Origin of the sequence: Alloprevotella tannerae ATCC 51259 (genome assembly GCF_000159995.1) — a bacterium.
GTDB lineage: Bacteria > Bacteroidota > Bacteroidia > Bacteroidales > Bacteroidaceae > Alloprevotella > Alloprevotella tannerae.
This window is the reverse complement of sequence record NZ_GG700643.1, coordinates 103,739-124,015: the sequence shown is the minus strand read 5'-3', so window position 1 is coordinate 124,015 and position 20,277 is coordinate 103,739. Positions and strand designations below refer to the sequence as shown.

The 20,277-nt window shown below is 40.8% G+C and carries 17 protein-coding genes; 5 read left to right on the top strand and 12 right to left on the bottom strand.

Annotated features, from left to right (window positions below):
* From lpxA to GCWU000325_RS06515, 3 genes are all read left to right on the top strand, one after another.
* Positions 1-795, top strand: a complete 795-nt coding sequence (gene lpxA, locus GCWU000325_RS06525) for an acyl-ACP--UDP-N-acetylglucosamine O-acyltransferase (RefSeq protein ID WP_006255521.1) — start codon at positions 1-3, stop codon at positions 793-795.
* Positions 796-1,484: 689 nt separating this feature from the next.
* On the top strand, positions 1,485-2,720 hold the full coding sequence (locus GCWU000325_RS06520) for an MltF family protein (RefSeq protein ID WP_006255520.1): 1,236 nt from the start codon (positions 1,485-1,487) through the stop codon (positions 2,718-2,720).
* Positions 2,721-2,831: 111 nt separating this feature from the next.
* Complete coding sequence (locus GCWU000325_RS06515; RefSeq protein WP_154646650.1) at positions 2,832-4,850, top strand: transketolase family protein; 2,019 nt, start codon at positions 2,832-2,834, stop codon at positions 4,848-4,850.
* A 75-nt stretch (positions 4,851-4,925) separates the two neighbouring features.
* Here the strand turns inward: GCWU000325_RS06515 and GCWU000325_RS06510 are convergent, their stop codons facing one another.
* From GCWU000325_RS06510 to trmD, 5 genes are all read right to left on the bottom strand, one after another.
* Positions 4,926-5,738 (bottom strand): ADP-ribosylglycohydrolase family protein, encoded by an 813-nt coding sequence (locus tag GCWU000325_RS06510; RefSeq protein WP_006255518.1) that lies wholly within the window; start codon positions 5,736-5,738, stop codon positions 4,926-4,928.
* A gap of 47 nt (positions 5,739-5,785) precedes the next feature.
* Entirely contained in the window at positions 5,786-6,781 is a 996-nt protein-coding gene (gene nadA / locus GCWU000325_RS06505; RefSeq protein ID WP_006255517.1) for a quinolinate synthase NadA, read from the bottom strand.
* An 814-nt stretch (positions 6,782-7,595) separates the two neighbouring features.
* Positions 7,596-9,260, bottom strand: coding sequence for a nucleoside kinase (locus GCWU000325_RS06495; protein WP_040599449.1), 1,665 nt, complete (start codon positions 9,258-9,260; stop codon positions 7,596-7,598).
* Positions 9,261-9,483: 223 nt separating this feature from the next.
* Positions 9,484-10,821, bottom strand: a complete 1,338-nt coding sequence (gene gdhA / locus GCWU000325_RS06490) for an NADP-specific glutamate dehydrogenase (RefSeq protein WP_006255514.1) — start codon at positions 10,819-10,821, stop codon at positions 9,484-9,486.
* Between the two features lie 331 nt (positions 10,822-11,152).
* Positions 11,153-11,845 (bottom strand): tRNA (guanosine(37)-N1)-methyltransferase TrmD, encoded by a 693-nt coding sequence (gene trmD / locus GCWU000325_RS06485; protein WP_040599671.1) that lies wholly within the window; start codon positions 11,843-11,845, stop codon positions 11,153-11,155.
* A gap of 160 nt (positions 11,846-12,005) precedes the next feature.
* Here trmD and ligA point away from each other — a divergent pair, with 160 nt between their 5' ends.
* Positions 12,006-14,027 (top strand): NAD-dependent DNA ligase LigA, encoded by a 2,022-nt coding sequence (ligA, locus tag GCWU000325_RS06480; RefSeq protein WP_040599670.1) that lies wholly within the window; start codon positions 12,006-12,008, stop codon positions 14,025-14,027.
* Positions 14,028-14,055: 28 nt separating this feature from the next.
* Positions 14,056-14,937 (top strand): 4-hydroxy-tetrahydrodipicolinate synthase, encoded by an 882-nt coding sequence (gene dapA, locus GCWU000325_RS06475; RefSeq protein WP_006255511.1) that lies wholly within the window; start codon positions 14,056-14,058, stop codon positions 14,935-14,937.
* 481 nt (positions 14,938-15,418) lie between these two features.
* On the opposite strand, the gene GCWU000325_RS06470 is transcribed toward dapA, so the two are convergent.
* The 7 genes from GCWU000325_RS06470 to GCWU000325_RS06440 all read right to left on the bottom strand — a co-directional run bounded on the left by GCWU000325_RS06470 (position 15,419) and on the right by GCWU000325_RS06440 (position 20,276).
* Positions 15,419-17,008: an Rne/Rng family ribonuclease gene (locus GCWU000325_RS06470; protein ID WP_006255510.1), complete on the bottom strand. Its 1,590-nt coding sequence runs from the start codon at positions 17,006-17,008 to the stop codon at positions 15,419-15,421.
* Between the two features lie 316 nt (positions 17,009-17,324).
* Positions 17,325-17,609, bottom strand: coding sequence for an HU family DNA-binding protein (locus GCWU000325_RS06465; RefSeq protein ID WP_006255509.1), 285 nt, complete (start codon positions 17,607-17,609; stop codon positions 17,325-17,327).
* Positions 17,610-17,700: 91 nt separating this feature from the next.
* Positions 17,701-18,141, bottom strand: a complete 441-nt coding sequence (rpiB, locus tag GCWU000325_RS06460; protein ID WP_040599669.1) for a ribose 5-phosphate isomerase B — start codon at positions 18,139-18,141, stop codon at positions 17,701-17,703.
* 169 nt (positions 18,142-18,310) lie between these two features.
* Complete coding sequence (locus tag GCWU000325_RS06455; RefSeq protein ID WP_006255507.1) at positions 18,311-18,574, bottom strand: hypothetical protein; 264 nt, start codon at positions 18,572-18,574, stop codon at positions 18,311-18,313.
* Between the two features lie 53 nt (positions 18,575-18,627).
* On the bottom strand, positions 18,628-19,179 hold the full coding sequence (locus GCWU000325_RS06450) for a 2-oxoacid:acceptor oxidoreductase family protein (RefSeq protein WP_006255506.1): 552 nt from the start codon (positions 19,177-19,179) through the stop codon (positions 18,628-18,630).
* 14 nt (positions 19,180-19,193) lie between these two features.
* Positions 19,194-19,958, bottom strand: coding sequence for a thiamine pyrophosphate-dependent enzyme (locus GCWU000325_RS06445; protein ID WP_006255505.1), 765 nt, complete (start codon positions 19,956-19,958; stop codon positions 19,194-19,196).
* A 12-nt stretch (positions 19,959-19,970) separates the two neighbouring features.
* Positions 19,971-20,276: a hypothetical protein gene (locus GCWU000325_RS06440; RefSeq protein ID WP_154646617.1), complete on the bottom strand. Its 306-nt coding sequence runs from the start codon at positions 20,274-20,276 to the stop codon at positions 19,971-19,973.
* Position 20,277: the final 1 nt, after the last annotated feature.

Here is a 20,277-nt window from a genome sequence, read left to right as displayed (position 1 = left end):
ATGGATAATCAAATCAGCCCCCTGGCCTTCGTTGATCCATCTGCAAAGATTGGCAACAATGTAAAGATCTACCCTTTCGCCTTTATTGATAAGGATGTTGTGATTGGCGACAATTCTGTTGTGATGTCTCACGCAACAATCTTAGAGGGTGTCGTGATAGGTAAGCAAAATTACATTTATCAAAATGCCGTTGTCGGTGCCGTACCTCAAAGTTTTCGCTTTAAGGTCGGCCATCGCACCAAAGTTGTTATTGGCGACAACAACCGCATCCGAGAAAATGTTGTCATTGCTGGAAGTTTAGATGAAAATTCAGCAACAATAATTGGCGACAATAACTTTTTAATGGATGGTGTTCACGTTTGCCATGATGTACATATTGGTAATGACAGCGTGTTAGGAATTCATGCGCAAATTTCCGGTGATTGCATTTTAGATGACTCTGTTATTTTGAGTAGTAATGCCCTGATTCAGCATCGTGTGCACATTGGCCGGTATGCACTTGTTCAAAGCGGCTGCCGCGTGCACAGAGATATTCCACCCTACATCATTTTAGGTGGAAATCCAGCCACCTATCATGGCATTAATAGTACCGTCCTATGCCAACAGAAGGAATCTGATCGCATCTTGCGTCATATTGCTAATGCTTACCGCTTAATCTATTCAGCAACCGTTAGTTTAGAAGACGCGCTAATTCGCATTAAAGAGCAAATACCGCAAAGCGAAGAAATCGACTATATCGTTAGTTTTATCAATTCTTCTAAACGTGGTATCACAGGACGCACGATTGAAGAATAAGTTCAAAGCTCTGACTCATTACGATAAGTAGTAATACTCTAACAAATCATCTCCGAACAACATTCATTTGTTACTCGGAGATATTTGTATCTGATAAGTAATCATTGATAGGGAAGATATATCCTGTAGCCTTTTGATTGTGCAATAAAACTATGACAAAGAAGCTGCAAACCAACACATAACCCCCCATCATCCAACAATACTCCAAAGGAGTCGTCACAGTGTAGATCCAAATCTTTAATCTAAACACGATGTTCACAAAATGAGGAAATACCCTCGTGATGGTACTAGTGTTTCATCACGAAAGGACGTTCATACCACTACAAGGGTACAATTGTACTTTCACAATAACAAATACCAAGGGTTGCTTTTGTGTGTAGATAAATAAAAGGTGTGCTAGCATCGTTGTATACTTATTAAGTGGAATTTATGAGGTAATCTTTATGTAACAAACTCGGTTGTAATGTACTCCTTCATTTCAACTAAAAAAATAGTTTGTCGACAATAATAATAAAAGGAGAAAATGTCTCTCCATTAAATTTATAGATAGCTGCATATTAGGTGATATTATGTGAACACAAATGAGACGCTTCAATAGGTCAACTCCTTGCCTAATATAAACAGCGGGTTAGGGAAATCACCCGTGAAGTCTTGCCAAGAAAGGATTTAAATAGTAATTTCGCACCAATATGCGACAAAGATTTCTTTATCTCCTTATCATATTATCGGTATTGGTTGGTTGCAATACGAATAAACAAAAGAAGGGAAACTCTCTCTTTACGCATATTTCTAACACTAAAGACAATAATGTCCATTATGATCTTAATCAAATCTTAGACGCAGGAGAGTTAATTATAGGTACGATTTCAGGACCTACGACTTACTTTGATTATAATGGGCAGGGATTGGGTATGCAATACGCTTTGGCACAGAATTTTGCACAATCTCAAGGCGTCCGATTGCGAGTTGAACTCGCTAAAAATGAACAACAGTTGGTTCAATTATTAAAGAATAAAGATATAGATATAGCTGTTTATCAGCTAAATAAAAGTTTTATTCAGAGTCAACAACTCACTTCAGCCGGAGCACAAGAAGAAAAGGTGTCTACATCTTGGGCTGTAAATAAATCGAGCGAGGATTTAGCGCAGGCACTCAACGATTGGTATAGTGCAGGTGTAGCCCTTAAAATTCAAAAGGAAGAAACTAAGCGCTTTGAAACACGCCATACCGTTATAAGAAAGATGCGGGCGCCTTACCTTTCTAGAGAAAAGGGTATCATCTCCGTTTATGATCATGAGTTTAGGGCTGCTTCGGCTGTCACAGGTTGGGACTGGCGGCTCATTGCCGCACAGTGTTACCAAGAATCAGGTTTCGACCCAAACGCAACATCATATGCCGGTGCTAAGGGATTGATGCAGATTATGCCAAAGACAGTAGTACATTTAGGTGTTTCCAATGTCAATGATCCAAAAGAAAATGTTGCTGCCGCCGCACGCTACATTCGCGAGTTATCAGGAAAATTTAGTGGTATTAGAGATAGCGGAGAGCGTATCAAGTTTGTACTAGCAGCTTATAATGGAGGGGTCGGTCATATTCAAGATGCACAAGCCTTGGCTCGCAAGTATGGCAAAAATCCTCATCTCTGGGACGACGTCAGTTTCTATGTTAGGAATTTGACTCTGCCTCTTTATTATCGTGACCCCGTTGTCTCATATGGTTATATGATCGGTAGCGAGACTTACGGCTATGTCGATGCTATACTCTCACGCTGGAGAGCTTATGGTGGAAATCCCGGTGCGGGGACGATGGCTGGCTATTCTGATTATGCTGTATCTGGTAACAGACCTCGAAAAAGCAATCGATTTACAAAGGGGACAAAGATCTACGGGCCGGATGATCCGGAATTTAATGGATTAAAAGAATAAGGCTGACAAAAAAAATGAATGATAGGGTTTTTCTTTGTCTATCATTCGCCCCACTCGCTTTTTATCTGTATTTTTGCTGCATACAACTTTACACTTTGTTTTAATGCTATGATGGAACATTCATCAAAACTTATGAATCGTGCCGCGGATAACATCCGTGTGCTTGTTGCTTCTATGGTCGAAAAGGCAAAATCGGGACACCCTGGTGGCGCTATGGGCGGAGCAGACTTTATCAACGTGCTCTATTCGGAGTTTCTAACGTTTGATCCCAAAGATCCGACTTGGGAATGTCGCGACCGTTTCTTCTTAGATCCGGGCCATATGTCGCCGATGCTTTACAGCATTCTTATGCTTTGTGAGCGTTTTACGATGGAAGACCTCAAACAATTCCGTCAATGGGACTCCGTTACACCGGGACACCCTGAACGTAACGTAGAGCGCGGTATAGAAAATACCAGCGGCCCCTTAGGGCAAGGCCATGTTTATGCTGTCGGAGCTGCTATTGCCGCTAAAGCGCTGTATGCAAGAACGGGTAATCCGGGCTTTAAACGCGAAAAGATTTATGCTTATATTTCTGATGGCGGCATACAGGAAGAGGTGTCGCAAGGTGCGGGTCGTATGGCCGGACACTTGGGCTTGGATAATCTCATTATGTTCTACGATGCTAACGATATCCAACTTTCTACGCCAACGGCAGATGTGACGAGTGAAGATACAGCCCTAAAGTATAAGGCTTGGAACTGGAATGTCTTGGAAATCGATGGTAATAATCCAGAACAAATAAGAAAAGCACTAAAAGCTGCTAACGAGGAAACAGCTCGTCCTACACTGATTATCGGTCACACGATAATGGGTAAAGGCGCACGAAAGGCTGACGGTGAAAGCTTTGAACGCGATTGTGGAACGCACGGCGCACCACTTGGAGGCAATGCCTATATCGAAACAATTAAGAACTTAGGCGCTGATCCTGAAGATCCTTTCCACATTTTCCCTGAAGTAGCGGAGATGTATAAAGCACGTCTTAGCGAACTCACGCAAGAAGTTGAGAAAATCAGACAGGCAGAAAAGAAATGGGCACAGGAAAATCCCGAAAAATCTCAACTTTTAAGTGATTGGTTCAATCAGAAGTTACCGGAAATACCTTGGGATAAATTAGAGCAAAAGCCAAATAAAGCAACACGTGATGGTTCTAAGGCTGTACTTGCCTTATTGTCAGAATATGTTCCTAATATGATTGTGAGCTCGGCCGATCTTTGCAATTCAGATAAGACTGATGGCTTCTTAGCACACACCACTCCTATCTCTCGTACGAACTTTGCTGGTGGCTTCTTGCAAGCAGGTGTAAGCGAACTTTCGATGGCTTGTGTTTGTATCGGTATGATGTTGCACGGAGGCATTATTTCCGCAATGGGAACTTTCTTCGTCTTCTCTGATTATATGAAACCGGCTGTCCGTATGGCTGCTTTGATGGAAACACCGGTTAAGTTTGTTTGGACACATGACGCTTTCCGTGTAGGCGAAGATGGCCCGACTCACGAACCCGTTGAGCAGGAAGCACAAATTCGTTTGATGGAAAAGCTTAAGAACCACAGTGGCAAAGACAGCGTCCGTGTATTCCGTCCTTGTAATAACCAAGCAGCAACGCAATGCTGGCGCTTAGCAATGGAAAATGTGGAAACCCCGACTGCTCTTATCTTTAGTCGGCAGGCTATTAAAGACCTTCCTGAAGGCGTAGACTACATAGGAGTAGAAAAAGGCGCTTATGAGGTTGTGAAAGAAGAATATCCCGATGTAATTCTTTTAGCTAGCGGTTCGGAAGTTTCAACTTTGGTTGATACACTGCCTCTATTGCAGGAAAAGAATATTAAAGCCAGAGTTATTAGTTGCCCAAGTGAAGGTTTATTCCGCAGACAGTCTGCTGAATATCAAGAGAAGTTATTGCCTGCTGATGCAAAGATCTTTGCGCTGACGGCTGGTTTACCTGCTACTTTTGAAGGATTAGTAGGTCGCAACGGCTACATCTATGGCTTAGATCATTTTGGTTATTCTGCACCTTATCAAGTGTTGGACGATAAGTTAGGCTTTACACCACAACAAGTAGCAGATAAGATTATTGACTTTGTTAAGTAAAAAATATTGTAGCATCAGTCTACAATAATCATAAATCCCTCTTTAAGTATTGCGCTTAAAGAGGGATTATTTTAATCAAGCAAGGACCTTGGCTTCAAACAGTAATGTTATAGCCTCTAAATCCTTAGGTAATTTTGCTAAGACTCGATCATAGAGTTCCGAAGGCACTTTTTTATAAAAAGCTGCTGCAATTGCACCAGTAATGGCGGCAATCGTGTCAGCATCTCCGCCCAACGAAATGCCTAATCTGATTGCATCTAAATAGTCCTTGCTATCTAAAAAGGCCACAATAGCTTGTGGAACGGTCTCCTGACAACTTGCTTCAAACTGATAAGTTGGTCGAATTTCCTCACAAGTTCTATTTAAATTATAGCCAAATGTTTCCGTTATATATTTACGTATTGTCTCTTTACTCTCTCCTTTGCGGGCTAGAAAAATCGCAGCGGCCGTTGCTTGCGCCCCTTTAATTCCCTCTGGATGATTATGCGTAACAGCTGCAGAAATTTCAGCCACTTTCAGCGTTTTATCTAACGTAGGAAAGCCAAACCCTATGGATGAAATACGCATAGCAGATCCATTTCCCCACGAATTATAGGCTTTCATCTTCGGGTGCCTAAGCCATTCAGAGAAAAGGTACCCATATCCTCCTTTAGGAGGGGTGTATTTATTTCCATAGTACCTCATTGTGTGAACCAGCTTCATCGGCGATAAAGACTCATCCTTCAATATCCAATCAGCTACGGCAATCGTCATAATACTATCGTCCGTATAGTTCATAGCATCATTGTACAAAGGGAAATTATAGTCCTTCGTAGGATTAAACTCATAAGTGGAGCCAATGGTATCGCCTATAATGGCGCCCATAATCGTCGCAGATCTTTCCATCATAAAGGCTCTGATCCCAAAAGTCAATAATCCGTCACCTAAATCAGCAATTATAAGCCTAAACGGGCAGAAATATCAAGCATAGCCTTGATGGGGCGTACAGCTCGTTCTGCAACTTGCTTGTCGACATCCACTTCCGGCCATTCATATTTCAAACAATTATAGACCTTCTCCATACTATTCAGACGCATATAATTGCATTCATTGCAAGCACACGTGCTATCATCAGGCGGAACAGGGATAAAGCGCTTATCAGGACACTTATTTTGCATCTCATGAAGAATACCGCTTTCCGTGACGACAATAAAAGTCTTATCCAAACTATTAACAGCATACTTTAACAAGTTAGCTGTAGAGCCTACAACATCAGCTAGTTTCAAAACAGGCCCTTTACATTCCGGATGAGCTAAGACTTTTGCTCCGGGATTTTGCTCCTTTAGATCGATAATCTTCTCTATGGAAAAACGCTCGTGCACATGGCAGGCTCCATCCCAAAGTAACATATTACGTCCGGTAATAGAATTGATGTAACTACCTAAGTTTTTATCCGGCCCGAATATAAGTTTCTGCTCTTTGGGAAAGCTTTCGACAATCTGTTTCGCATTACTTGATGTCACGACCACATCTGTCACAGCCTTTGTCGCAGCAGAAGTATTGACGTATGAGATTACTTTATGATCAGGGTGTGCTGCAACAAACTTTGCAAAGTCTTCACCCGGACAACTCTCAGCCAAAGAGCAAGAAGAGTTCAGATCCGGAATCAGTACTTTTTTATTCGGACAGAGAATCTTATTGGTTTCAGCCATAAAATGCACACCGCACATCACTATAATATCAGCATCTGTAGTAGCAGCCTTTTGTGCCAAAGCAAGACTATCGCCAACAAAATCAGCCAAATCCTGCAATTCGCCGATTGTATAATAATGTGCGAGAATAATAGCATTCTTTTCCTCACACAACTGTCTAATTTCTTGTTTTAAATCTAAACCTTGAGGGATTGGTTCATCAATAAAACCTTTTTCAATCCAAGATGCTTTTAAATCCATAAGATCTTTCTTTGTTGTTCAGAATTATCCTAAACGACTTAGTTTTAACAGTAAACGACAAGTGTTGTTATATTCCCTGAGCATAAGCCATAATCAGCTGCTTACAACTTCAATACTGCCAGCTCGCTATGCAAAAATAAGCATTTTAGAAGCATATCCCAATCATTGACATAAAGATTTTATGTCTTGTATGCCTGATTCATCTCACAAAAGTCATCTATCATCCATCAAGGAGGCATTATGCAATGATTTAGAGGCGAGTTTGTGGCTTGAGGATTTATTCTCTCCTCCTCAATTTTCTTTATACTAACAACGAAACTTGTGATAGATAACGCTTGCTTTCACCCCCATTCTTCAATAATTAGATTGAACATTCACAAGTTCTTTTGCATTAAAGTAAAGCCCTATCTATTATCCATATTCCATTGAATAACAAAATATTAAATTTTATTTTCAACTACTACTAACAAAAAAGCAGAATGTACCATCGAGGTGGTACGGATATCCTTACACGAGAGTAGGTTTATACCACCACGATGGTACAAACCTACTCTTACGATGGTACGTTGGTCAAGCCTATCTTTGAGGCTTGTGTTTTAGTGGATGTCACCCTCTTTTCTTGTTGGAAAAAGAAGCTTATAGCATCTTCGTCATTTCAACTTGTATTTACGGTAGTTATCTTTATCACCTTGCTGGATTCATTTATAGATGTTTCTATGTGAAAATCTATTTTTCACTTGAAGTATAAAAACAGAGGAGGATTGCAATTGAGGCATTCATCACTCTACGATTGATAGACACGTTTTTAGTTTTATCAATAGCGAAAAACACTGCCACCAAGAAATTCTCGCAACAAAGATGTGGGCGGTAGATTTCTGATGGAAATCGGTTTGAGGTAAGATAGAAACTTGCGCAAACGGTAAGCCTCCGAATACTCCGGCACATTTTCCGGAACTTGTTCCAAAAGAGGGAGGGCTTGATTACGAAGAGCAGCAAACTCAAATAAAAGTGCGGTGTTCATCATCACATCAGCTTCTTCTTGATAAGGGAAAATCCACTTCTCTTCGCCGGAGCGAACAGACGGCCAACGCCGAATCGTTTCTTCTGCACTATATCCGCGATATTTAAAATCACGGATTATACGTCGCAACAAACGATTATCAGCCGTTGGAATATAGTTATGATCATCTAAAAGAATAGTAGTTAGCGCAGAGGCATAGATTTTGAATTTACATTCATTGGAAATCTGCGCTGTAAGCATAGGATTGAGCGCATGTATTCCCTCTAAAATAAGCAGTGTGCCCTCTTCCATTCGTATTTTTATCCCACTTTTCTCGCTGATACCGCGTAAAAAGTTAAACTTGGGCAATTCTACGGTCTCTCCTTTCAGTAATTCGTTCAATTGTTTGTTAAGTAGCGGAATATTCATCGCATTAATATGCTCATAATCATATTCCCCCTGCTCATCAAGTGGGGTTTTACTGCGATCAACAAAGTAGTCGTCTAAAGAAATTGTCATAGGACGCTTGCCACAGGCAGACAATTGTACGGCCAAACGCTTACAGAAAGTAGTCTTTCCACTGGACGATGGACCTGAAATTAAGATTACCTTAATATCAGGTTGATTCGCTATGCGATCTGCCAAGGCGCTGATGCGTTTCTCTTGCAGAGCTTCTGAAATGTTGATTAGTTCGTCTGTTCCTCCTTCCGAACAAGCTTTATTGAATTGGCCTATCGTGGAAATCCCTAAAATCTCTTGCCAGCGATGTTGCTCATTGAAGACGTCAAACATCTTGCGCTGATCAATCATTGGCTTTAATTCCTCTGGATTTTTAGGATCGGGCACACGCAATAATAAGCCATCGTAATAAGGTACAAGGTCGAACAGCTGTAATTGACCTGTGTTTATCAAGAGTGAACCATAGAAATAATCCGGCGTACCGCCTAATGTATAATAGGTAGTGTATAGTAGGCCGGAACCTTCCAATAGTTGAGCCTTATCTTCCAATCTATGCTGCCGAAAAAGTGCAATGGCCTCGTCAGTCGGTGCTGTTATTCTATGATAAGGTAAGTTGGCATCAATTATTGCCCTCATTTTATTTCGCAAAGCTGCGACTACATCGCCATTCACTCCAGCAGGCAAACCCGACAAGCGACAATAGTAGCCATTAGAGACAGGTGTATCTATCCTTAGGCGCGCTTGAGGATAAACTTCACACACAGCTTTGTATAAAACAAAAAACAAAGAGCGTGTATAGGTACGCATTCCGGAAGGATTTGTAATATCAATAAACTCTATATCCTTGTCATTATAAATTGTATAATGAAGTCCTTCGGTTTTATTGTTGACCTTGACGCTCGTACATTCGTAGGGCAAGTTGATTTCAAGCATATCATAGACTTCTTCCATCGTAAAACCGGCTGGGACTCTATGTGTCTTACCCGTATTTTTACAGCGTACATTTATCGTTCGTAGCATATTATTGAAGTTTCGTATTTCTTTTCCTGCGAATTTAGTGATTATGTTGTTTCAATCCCTTGCTAAAGCGCAGAAAAGAGGGACATGATGCATTTTATCCGCAAATGTTTCACTTCATGGTCGATTTTTTGCGTTATGCCCGGTGATATATGTATACAAAAAAGAGATGCACGGAATTTCCGTGCATCTCTTCATTATAATTTCTAATATTCTGAATTCAGAATTAGATGATGCCCTGGCTGATCATTGCATTAGCAACCTTCATAAAGCCTGCAATGTTTGCACCACGTACGTAGTTGATATAGCCATCAGCTTGCTTACCATAAGCGAGACATTGCTCGTGAACGTCTTTCATAATAGTGTGCAATCTCTCATCAACTTCTTCAGCGCTCCAATAGATGTGCATTGCATTTTGAGTCATTTCAAGACCAGACGTAGCAACACCACCAGAGTTAACAGCCTTACCAGGAGCAAACGGCGTCTTCTGAGCGATGAAATAATCAATAGCTTCAGCTGTACAGCCCATATTACTTACTTCAGCAACACACTTAACGCCATTAGCAACAAGTGCTTTTGCATCATCTTCGTTCAACTCGTTTTGAGTTGCACAAGGCATAGCGATATCAACCTTAACTTCCCAAGGCTTGCGGCCTGCGAAGAATTTAGCATTCGGATACTTCTCAGCATAAGGTGCGCAGATATCATTGCCAGAAGAACGAAGCTCAAGCATATAATCGATCTTGTCACCGCTAATACCATCCGGATCATAGATATAGCCGTCAGGACCTGAAAGCGTAACGCACTTAGCACCGAGTTCTGTAGCTTTCTTAATTGCACCCCAAGCCACGTTTCCAAAACCAGAAACAGCAACAGTCTTATCCTTGATATCCATGTTGTAATCGTTCAACATTTGCTTCAAGAAATAGCAAGCGCCAAAGCCAGTTGCTTCAGGACGAAGAATGCTACCGCCAAATTCGCGGCCTTTACCCGTCATTGTACCAGTGCACTCGTGAGTCAATTTCTTGTACATACCATAGAGATAACCAACTTCACGACCACCTACGCCGATATCGCCAGCAGGAACGTCCATATCTGGGCCAAGGATCTTATGAGCTTCAAGCATAAATGCCTGGCAGAATCTCATAATTTCGCTATCGCTTTTACCGCGAGGAGCGAAGTCAGAACCACCTTTACCGCCACCCATAGGCAACGTTGTCAATGCATTCTTAAAGATTTGCTCAAAGCCTAAGAACTTCAAGATGCTAAGCGTAACGCTCGGGTGGAAACGAAGACCACCTTTGTACGGGCCAATTGCGTTATTAAATTGTACGCGGTAACCGAGGTTTACATGTACTTCACCTTGGTCATCAACCCAAGGCACACGGAACGTCAAAATACGATCCGGCTCTACCAAACGCTCAATGAGTTTTACTTTTTCAAATTCCGGATGTTGATTGTAAACATCTTCGATTGAAAGAAGCACCTCACGCACTGCTTGTAAGTACTCTTTTTCGCCTGGGTGTTTAGCCTCCAGGTCGGCCATGATTTTTTCGGTTTTCATAATCTTTTGTTTTGATTAGAGTTTGGTGTTATTCTTATTGCTTTACGCAGCAAATGTATAGCTTTTGAATGGTTGAGCCAAATAAAAACACAGGAATTTTGCAATATAGACAAAGAAGTTTCCTCCATAAAATATTAAAACGAAAGTTCTCTATCGGTAAACAGACTGAATGAAAACCATTTAGACTGATTCTACATAGAAAATGCTTGCAAAGCGTGAAGAAAAAATCTTTCGCACTCTATCTATTCCTTCTTTACTTGTCTCTTATTTTGACTCTCATCTGTTTCTTTATATTTGAGTCTACAATAGGACCAACAAGTTATAAAAATCGTTACCCATTTAAACCTGTATGTTCAAGCAAATCTGGACGCAAACGCTTGGTACGCTCATAACTTTGTTGCAATTCCCATTCTTTTATTTTAGCCTCGTTTCCGGATAGCAGAACCTCCGGAACTTTCCATCCTTTATAGTCAGATGGGCGCGTATAGACCGGAGCTGCAAGCAAATTATCTTGAAAACTATCACTTAAAGCGCTTTGTTCATCACTCAAAACGCCTGGTACAAGTCTTACAATTGCATCCGACATTGCCGCCGCAGCTATTTCACCACCTGTAAGCACATAATCTCCGATAGAGACTTCTTTCGTAATCAAATGCTCACGTATGCGATAGTCTATGCCCTTATAATGACCACACAATATAATAAGATTCTTCGACAGACTTAACTCATTTGCCATTGGCTGATCAAATTTTTCCCCATCTGGTGTAGTAAATATGATTTGATCATAAGTGCGTTCTGTTGTCAACTTTCTGATACAAGCATCTATGGGCTGACATTGCATTACCATTCCCGCAAAACCACCAAACGGATAGTCATCTACGCGGCGATGTTTGTCTGTAGTATAATCGCGCAGGTTGTGTACATAGACTTCTACAAGCCCTTTTTTTTGGGCACGTGCTAAGATTGACGTATTAATAAAGCCATCGAGCATTTCAGGAAGCACAGTAATGATGTCTATTCTCATAATCTTTTTCTTGATGAACGCTGCAAAAATAGGGAAATATCCTCGCTTTTCTTTAACTTTGCCGAAGTAAATCCCGTTGATCTTATGCAACAATTCACACCATCGAAGGTTGCTGATTTCGCTCATCACTCTTTTACGGGCCAACTTAATGATTGCAATTATGAACGAAAAGGATAGAATCGACTTTCTACGTAAGGAGTTGCACAGACACAACTATAATTACTACGTTAAGAATAATCCTGAAATTCTTGACGCAGACTTTGATGCTTTAATGCAAGAATTGGCCGATTTAGAGCAAAAGCATCCGGAATGGGCAGACAATAACTCCCCTACCGTACGCGTCGGAAGCGATCTATCTAACGATTTCGTACAAGTCAGACATCAATATCCTATGCTATCTTTAGGAAATACATACGACAAAGCTGAAATCAAAGAATTTTATGATCGTATTACAGGAGACTTAAAGGGATCTGCTTTTGAAATCTGTTGCGAATTAAAGTTTGATGGTCTGAGTATTTCTTTACTTTATGAAGATGGCAGGCTTATTAGAGCAGTAACGCGCGGAGACGGAAGCGTTGGTGATGATGTAACTGAGAATATAAAGACCATTAAAAGCATTCCTCTCCAATTACAAGAGGGATTAGGTTGGCCTCGTCGCTTTGAGGTGCGAGGAGAAGTGCTCATGCCTTGGGCAAGTTTCGAAAAATTGAATACAGAGCGCGAAACTAACGGAGAGCCGCTCTTTGCCAATCCACGCAATGCTGCTTCTGGCACACTAAAGAGTAAAAATTCTGCCGTTGTTGCTTCTCGTCGCTTAGATGCTTATTTATACTATGTATTAGGGGAGGATATTCCAAAGAAAAGTCATTACGAAAATCTCCTGATGATAAAAAAATGGGGGTTCAAAGTCTCTGAGAATATCCATTTATCTAAGTCCCTAGATAATATTTATGCCTATATTGACCATTGGGATACGGAACGTAGATACCTACCCGTTGCCACAGATGGAATTGTACTTAAAGTAGACAACCTAAACCAGCAGCAGCAGCTTGGCAGCACAGCTAAGAGTCCGCGATGGGCTATTGCCTATAAATTTAAGGCAGAACGTGCCCGCACGCATTTATTAGATGTGATCTACCAAGTAGGGCGCACGGGAGCTGTTACGCCGGTTGCCGTTATGGATCCCGTTTTATTAGCAGGCACTACCGTGAAGCGGGCTTCCTTACACAATGAAGACATTATTCAGCAGTTGGATTTACATTATAACGACTTTGTTTTTGTAGAAAAAGCTGGCGAAATCATTCCGCAAATCGTTGGTGTAGACAAAGATGCACGCAATGAGTCTTTAGGCGATAAAGTACATTTCATTACGCAGTGTCCGGAATGTGGAACTCACTTGATTAGATTTCCAAACGAAGCTGCAACATATTGCCCTAATGATGCTACTTGCCCTCCGCAAATAAAAGGCCGGATTGAACATTTCATTAGTCGTGATGCGATGGATATTAATTCGCTCGGCCCGGAAACGATTGACAACTATTACGAGCGAGGGTTGATTCACGACATCGCAGATCTATACAAGTTACGCATAGAGGATTTGGCAGGCAGTGATGCTACGCGTTTGAAGTCCGCTCGTAAAATAATTGAAGGTATAGAGAAGAGTAAGTCTACCCCATTCGATCGCGTACTTTATGCCTTGGGCATTCGCTTTGTTGGAAAAGTCGTAGCAAAAACGTTGGCGGCTTATTTCCACTCTATGGATGCCCTGCAAGCAGCTACGTTAGAAGAGCTGCTCCAAGTGGAAGGTGTGGGACAAACTATTGCAGAGAATGTGCGCCAATGGTTTATGAGTCCAACTAATCTCCAAATATTAGATCGCCTGACTGTTGCTGGCTTACAAATGACAGCAGATGTATCTCGCCAAGTTTCTAACAGACTCGCTGGAAAAAGCATTGTAATCAGTGGAACTTTCACACGACATAGTAGAGAAGAATATAAAGCTATCATAGAAGAAAATGGTGGTAAAAATGTAGGTAGCATCTCTAAAAAAACCGACTTTATTTTAGCTGGAGACAACATGGGCCCATCTAAACGGACGAAAGCCGAAGCGTTGGGCATACCGTTGCTACAAGAAGAGGCCTTTTTAGCTATGCTCGACGAAGAATCAACTACAGCAATCTAACCCTTTACAGCATAAAAACAAGAAAAATATGAATAGAAGCAATCCTTTCCAAGGCTTTGGAGTAGCATTGGCTACTCCGTTCAATTCGGACGGCAGCATAGACTTTGTTGCATTACGTTCCTTGGTAGATAATATTATTGTCGGTGGAGTCGATTTTATCTGCGTCTTAGGGACGACAGCCGAAACGCCTACGCTAACCGAAGAAGAAAAATTAGAGATACGACGTGTCGTTGTTGAAGTCAATCAAGAGCGCGTACCACTCCTGCTTGGAGCCGGAAATAATTCCACGCAAGCCGTTTGCCGCCAACTGAGAGAAGATAATTTTGAAGGCTTTAGCGGACTATTGATGGTCTGTCCCTTTTATAACAAACCCACGCAAGAGGGATTGTATCAACACTTTAAAAAAATCAGCGAAGAAAGTCCACTCCCGATTATCCTATATAACATCCCCGGGCGAACCGGCGTCAATCTGCAAGCAGCAACAACGCTGCGCTTAGCTAACGACTGCCCAAATATTGTAGCCATAAAAGAAGCCAGCGGCATCATCACTCAAATAGAGGAAATCGTAGAATACGCTCCCGATGGTTTTGATGTATTTAGTGGAGACGATGCCATTACTTTTGAACTCCTCACCATTGGGGCCAAAGGCGTTATCTCGGTTATTGGCAATGCTTATCCAGAAGAATTTGGCGCAATGGTCCATGCTGCACAAGCGGGTGACTATACTTCTGCGCTCAGTCAGCATCGACAATTTCGTAGGTTGTATAAGTTAATGTCCGTAGACGGAAATCCATCCGGCATTAAGGGGCTTCTCTACATTCAAGGTAAAGCTGACAACGTCGTACGCCTACCTTTAGTTCCTGTACGCGTAGAAACGCTTGAGGCAATCCGCCATTATGCAGAAGACTAACTCACAGCTACACATCACGAGCAAGTTAAACACTTGATGTAAACTGATTATCCCCAAAAAATCAGCCAACAGTTTTCAGAAAAATGCAATAGTCCAACTGTATGATCAAAAATTCAAAAGCTTTGTAGCATCTTCAGTTAAAAAAATCTGATTACTGCAATTTTCTACTGTGATGATACTTTTGTCCCCTCGTGAGAGTATGCTTATACTTCCGCGGGGGGACAAAAGTACTATCACGAAGGTACAAGTAATAAATATGATTTGGTGCGCAAAAGTTGCATTATAAACTGCCAGTAATTAGATTTTGCTAATTCCCAGAGCAGTTTCCAACTCTAAACTTTACGTATTTACATTTCCTGCCAAAGAGTGATTGTTGATAATAAATTGTGGCAGTAAAGAAAAAATAATAACAGCTGAGTAATAACAAGAAAAAAGATAGCTCGTAAGAAATCCTTAGAGCTATCTTTTATACCATTGGTCATTATTGCATTTCATTTTCCTCTCGCATATCAATCTCTTGCCCATCTCTATCATAGAAAAGGTATTGAAGATAAGAGAGCTTTTGATTTGGAATGACCTGAATGTTGATTTTGTGCCTAAGTTGCCATTTCCGACGTAAAGATAATAGACCTTTATCCAAGTAGGCGGCAACAAAAGGATGCACGTGAAGTCGGATTTTTCTATAATTTAATTTATCTGCAAGCATTTGGATCTTCCCTTCCAAAGCATCTGTAAATAGAAGACTTGACTTAATCTTTCCGGTCCCTCCACAAGTTGGACAAGACTCTTCTACTTTTACGTCCATAGCAGGGCGTACGCGCTGGCGTGTGATTTGCATGAGGCCGAATTTGCTTAGCGGGAGAATATTGTGGCGAGCTCGGTCTTTTTTCATGTTTTCGACCATTCGCTCATAAAGCTTTTGGCGATTTTCAGCCAAATTCATATCTATAAAGTCAACGACAATGATACCTCCCATATCACGCAAGCGCAATTGGCGTGCTAGTTCATCAGCCGCACCAAGGTTAACGTCTAACGCGTTTACTTCCTGCCCCTCAGGACTCTTTGATCGGTTACCACTATTCACATCAACCACGTGAAGCGCTTCAGTATGTTCAATAATAAGATAAGCGCCATGCTTATAAGTGATAGTGCGACCGAATGAAGTCTTAATTTGTTTTGTTACAGAAAAGTTATCAAAGATAGGAACCTTACCTTTGTATAACTTTACAATTTGTTGGCGATCAGGGGCTATAAGCCTAACATAATCTTGTACATCCTTATAGACGCTTTCATCGTCAACATAGATATTTTCGTAAGAGGGATTGAATAAGTCTCTTAAGAGAGCTACCGTTCGGCTCGTTTCTTCATAACAAAGCAAAGGAAACTTTGGCTGTGTCAGCGCCTTGTTCTTTTGAATCTTTGCTATAGCATCAGTCCATCGCTTCAGTAAGGTCTTCAACTCCAAGTCCAACTCTGCGACTCTCTTGCCTTCAGCTACTGTACGAATGATGCAACCAAATCCTTTCGGCTTAATGCTGGATATTAATTGCTTCAATCTCGCACGTTCCTGCGCACTCTTAATTTTAGTAGAGACAGAAATCTTATCGCAGAAAGGTATTAAAACAATAAAACGTCCTGCAAAAGAGATTTCACAAGTAAGGCGAGGTCCTTTTGTTGAAATAGGCTCTTTAGCTATTTGTACAAGTACTTCTTGACCTTGCTTTAGTGTGTTCTGTATACTTCCGTCTTTTTCTAAATCTGATTGTCCGGATGCTTTTGTCAGGGGAAGATTTCCTTTCTTTCCATCCTGAATAAGTTGCAGATACTTTTCAAATGAACGGTAATGAATCCCTAGATCTAAATAGTGTAGAAAAGCATCCCGCTCATGTCCAACGTTCACGAAGCAAGCATTTAAACCCGGCATTATTTTTTTTACCTTAGCCAGGTAGATGTTGCCTACTGAGAAACTTTCTTCTTTACCCTCCTGTTGGAACTCTACAAGACGTTTGTCCTCAAGAAGAGCAATAGAAATTTCCTTCGGCTGTACATTTACTATTACTTCGCTTGTCATAAAATAATTAATTACTCCTCCAATCTACATAAAGAAAAAACGATATGAAATAGTCAGTTAAAGTCTTTAGATTGGATGATTTAAATGAGAATTGAGAATTGAGAAATAGGCCGTATTTTCGGTTTCTCCTCAAATTCGTTTCCAATTTTTCAATTCCCAATTCAGAAAGTACAGAGAGCTTATTTGCTCTTATGTCTGTTCTTTCTCAGTCTTTTCTTGCGCTTATGCGTTGACATCTTGTGTCTTTTTTTCTTTTTTCCGCTTGGCATAGTTCTTATATTTTAGTGTTGAATAACTGTGAATTATCTAATCCATATCACCCTTTGAGCTTGGAAATAGATTGCAAAAATGATTTAGCCGGCTTAAAGGCTGGAATGTTATGCTCGGGAATGATCAATGTAGTATTCTTTGAAATATTGCGAGCTGTCTTTTCTGCTCTTTTCTTCAAGATAAAACTACCAAACCCTCTCAAATACACATTTTGCTCTCTATCCAATGAATCCTTTACACTATTCATAAAGGCCTCGACGGTCGTTAGAACAGTAACACGGTCTATTCCGGTTTTCTTTGCTATCTCATTGACAATATCAGCTTTAGTCATCTTCTGAACTTAATAATTAGTTAAACTTCTTTTGAAAGCGAGTGCAAAGATATAATTTACAAATGGTTTATGGAAATGTGATAAGCGGTTTTTAGGGTTTCAGTGGTATTTTATTGATGCGACGCTCGTGTCTTCCCCCTTCAAAAGGTGTACTAAAGAACTTATCCATAACCTTTTCTGCTGTTTTATTGTCTATAAAACGCCCCGGCATACACAGCACATTTGCATCATTATGCTGTCTGCAAAGACCTGCGACCTCTTCATTCCATGCAAGGGCTGCACGAATAGATTGGTGCTTATTTAAGGTCATAGAAATACCTTCTCCTGAACCACAGATGGCTATTCCTTTTTCAACTTCCCCCTGCTCTATGCCTTCTGCTAAAGCATGAGCGAAGTCAGGATAATCACAGCTCATCGTACTATAAGTTCCATAATCTTTGTAAGATATACCTTTTTTCTCGAGGTATTGTATTACAAACTGCTTAAGTTCAAAACCTGCGTGATCACAAGCCAATCCTATTGTTGTATTCATTGTTATATAATTTAAAATCATTCAACCAAGATAATATTATGGCTAAGTCCTCAACCTTTAATCATTACGAACTGCCACAAAGATAAATATTCAATCCCAATATATCTTTATCGTCGTATATTATCTCTTAGACAAAGATAATTGGCTGTTGCTTGTTTAGATGCTGTTGCTACGCCTTTACGATTTCCTCAGAAATCTTATTAAACGCTATAACAAACTCTTCACGAAGCTTATGATAGAATGCGCGTTCGCGACCTTTTTCTGTATGGCTGATGCGAGAAACCAAATCTGAATAAGTGGATAATGTCTGAGTCATTAGCTCTGCTATCTTCTTTTCATCTGCTTGATGACACATATTTAATGTTACGCAATCAGCGAAAAGCTCCCCGAAGGCCTTTTTGATGTCCTTTTTCAGCTTTCTTCTACTACTCATAATTTTATTTGTAAGATTTGCGCCTGTAGAGACATATCTACAGGCGCAAGAGTTTATTGTTTATCTTGTGGCTTAATAATTTCCATTCCCTTCAAAATGGCTTGTTCATTTGTTGGCAAAAGATGCCAGTGACGTTCGGGAAGAGTCTTCTTCAGAGCCTTCATTACACCTTCCAACTGAACAATCGGATGTATTTTCAGCAATCCACCAAGGACAATCATATTAAATGTCTTCATCATTTTCAACTCAGCCGCTGTATTCATTGCATCAATACAATAGATATTGATATCTGTACGTGTTGGTTTCTTGATAATGCCAAAGCTATCATAAATAATAGTCCCACCTGGCTTTATCTTACTTTCAAACTTTTCAAGCGAAGGTTGATTGAGGAGAATAGCCGTATCGTACTCACTTAAAATGGGAGAAGATATTGGATTGTCACTTACAATAACTGTAACATTCGCAGTTCCTCCACGTTGTTCCGGACCATATGCAGGCATCCAACTTACTTCTTTTCCTTCCATCAAACCGGCATAAGCTAAGATTTTGCCCATTGACAACACGCCTTGGCCACCAAAGCCGGAGATAATTATTTCTTGTGTCATAATTGTCTATTCTTTTATTCCTTAACCTTAAGATCGCCAAGTTTGTAATATTCGCACATATTCTCTTCCATCCATTTATTGGCATTTGTGGGAGTCATTTTCCAACCAGAAGAGCAAGTAGCAACAAATTCGACGAGATTAGAGCCCTTACCATTCATTGAGTTTTCAAAAGCTTTTCTCAACGCTTTCTTGGCTTTGCGGACAGCAGCCACCGTTTCTACACTCTGACGTGTAACGTAAGCCGTTCCTTCCAATTGAGCTGCAATATCAGAAATTCTCAGGGGATATCCATGCAATTGAGGATCGCGGCCATAGGGGCAAGTTGCAGTTTTCATTCCCACTAAAGTCGTTGGTGCCATTTGGCCACCAGTCATACCATAAATAGCATTGTTGACGAAAATAATGGTTATATTTTCACCGCGATTAAGCGCGTGGATTGTTTCGGCAGTACCAATACAAGCCATGTCGCCGTCGCCTTGATAAGTGAACACCAAACGATCCGGCCATAAACGTTTACAAGCAGTTGCTAATGCGGGAGCTCTACCGTGTGCAGACTCCTGCCAGTCAATATCTATATAGCGATAGGCAAAGACCGCACAACCTACAGGACTAATACCTATCGTCTTTTCTTCCATGCCCATTTCCGCAATTACTTCTGCCACCAATTTATGGACAACGCCATGCGAGCAGCCTGGGCAGTAGTGCATTGTTACGTCGTTCATCAGCTCCGGCTTTTGAGCGACCATATTTTGTGGCTGCAATATTTCTTCTTTTGTCATGATTTTTTTTATTTAATGGGAGCGGCGGCGATTTTTTACATCATTCGAATTTCGTATCATTGAAGGATAACGTAAAACGACTTCTGCCATTTTTATTAAAACAGCTAAAATTCCAACGCCATAGCTCCAGACAAGGTAAGTGTGAGTTTTTGAAATCAGAATACCAACCATAGCTATAATCGCCAATAAGATGAATATAGCATTTAGGATATTCCGAATATGGAGTAATTTCCCACTTTTTATTCCTGCAGCATTCTCCTCTTTCTCTGCTGTTTGATTCAAGCACTCCAAGAATTCCTTGTCTTTTTCTGTCAACATT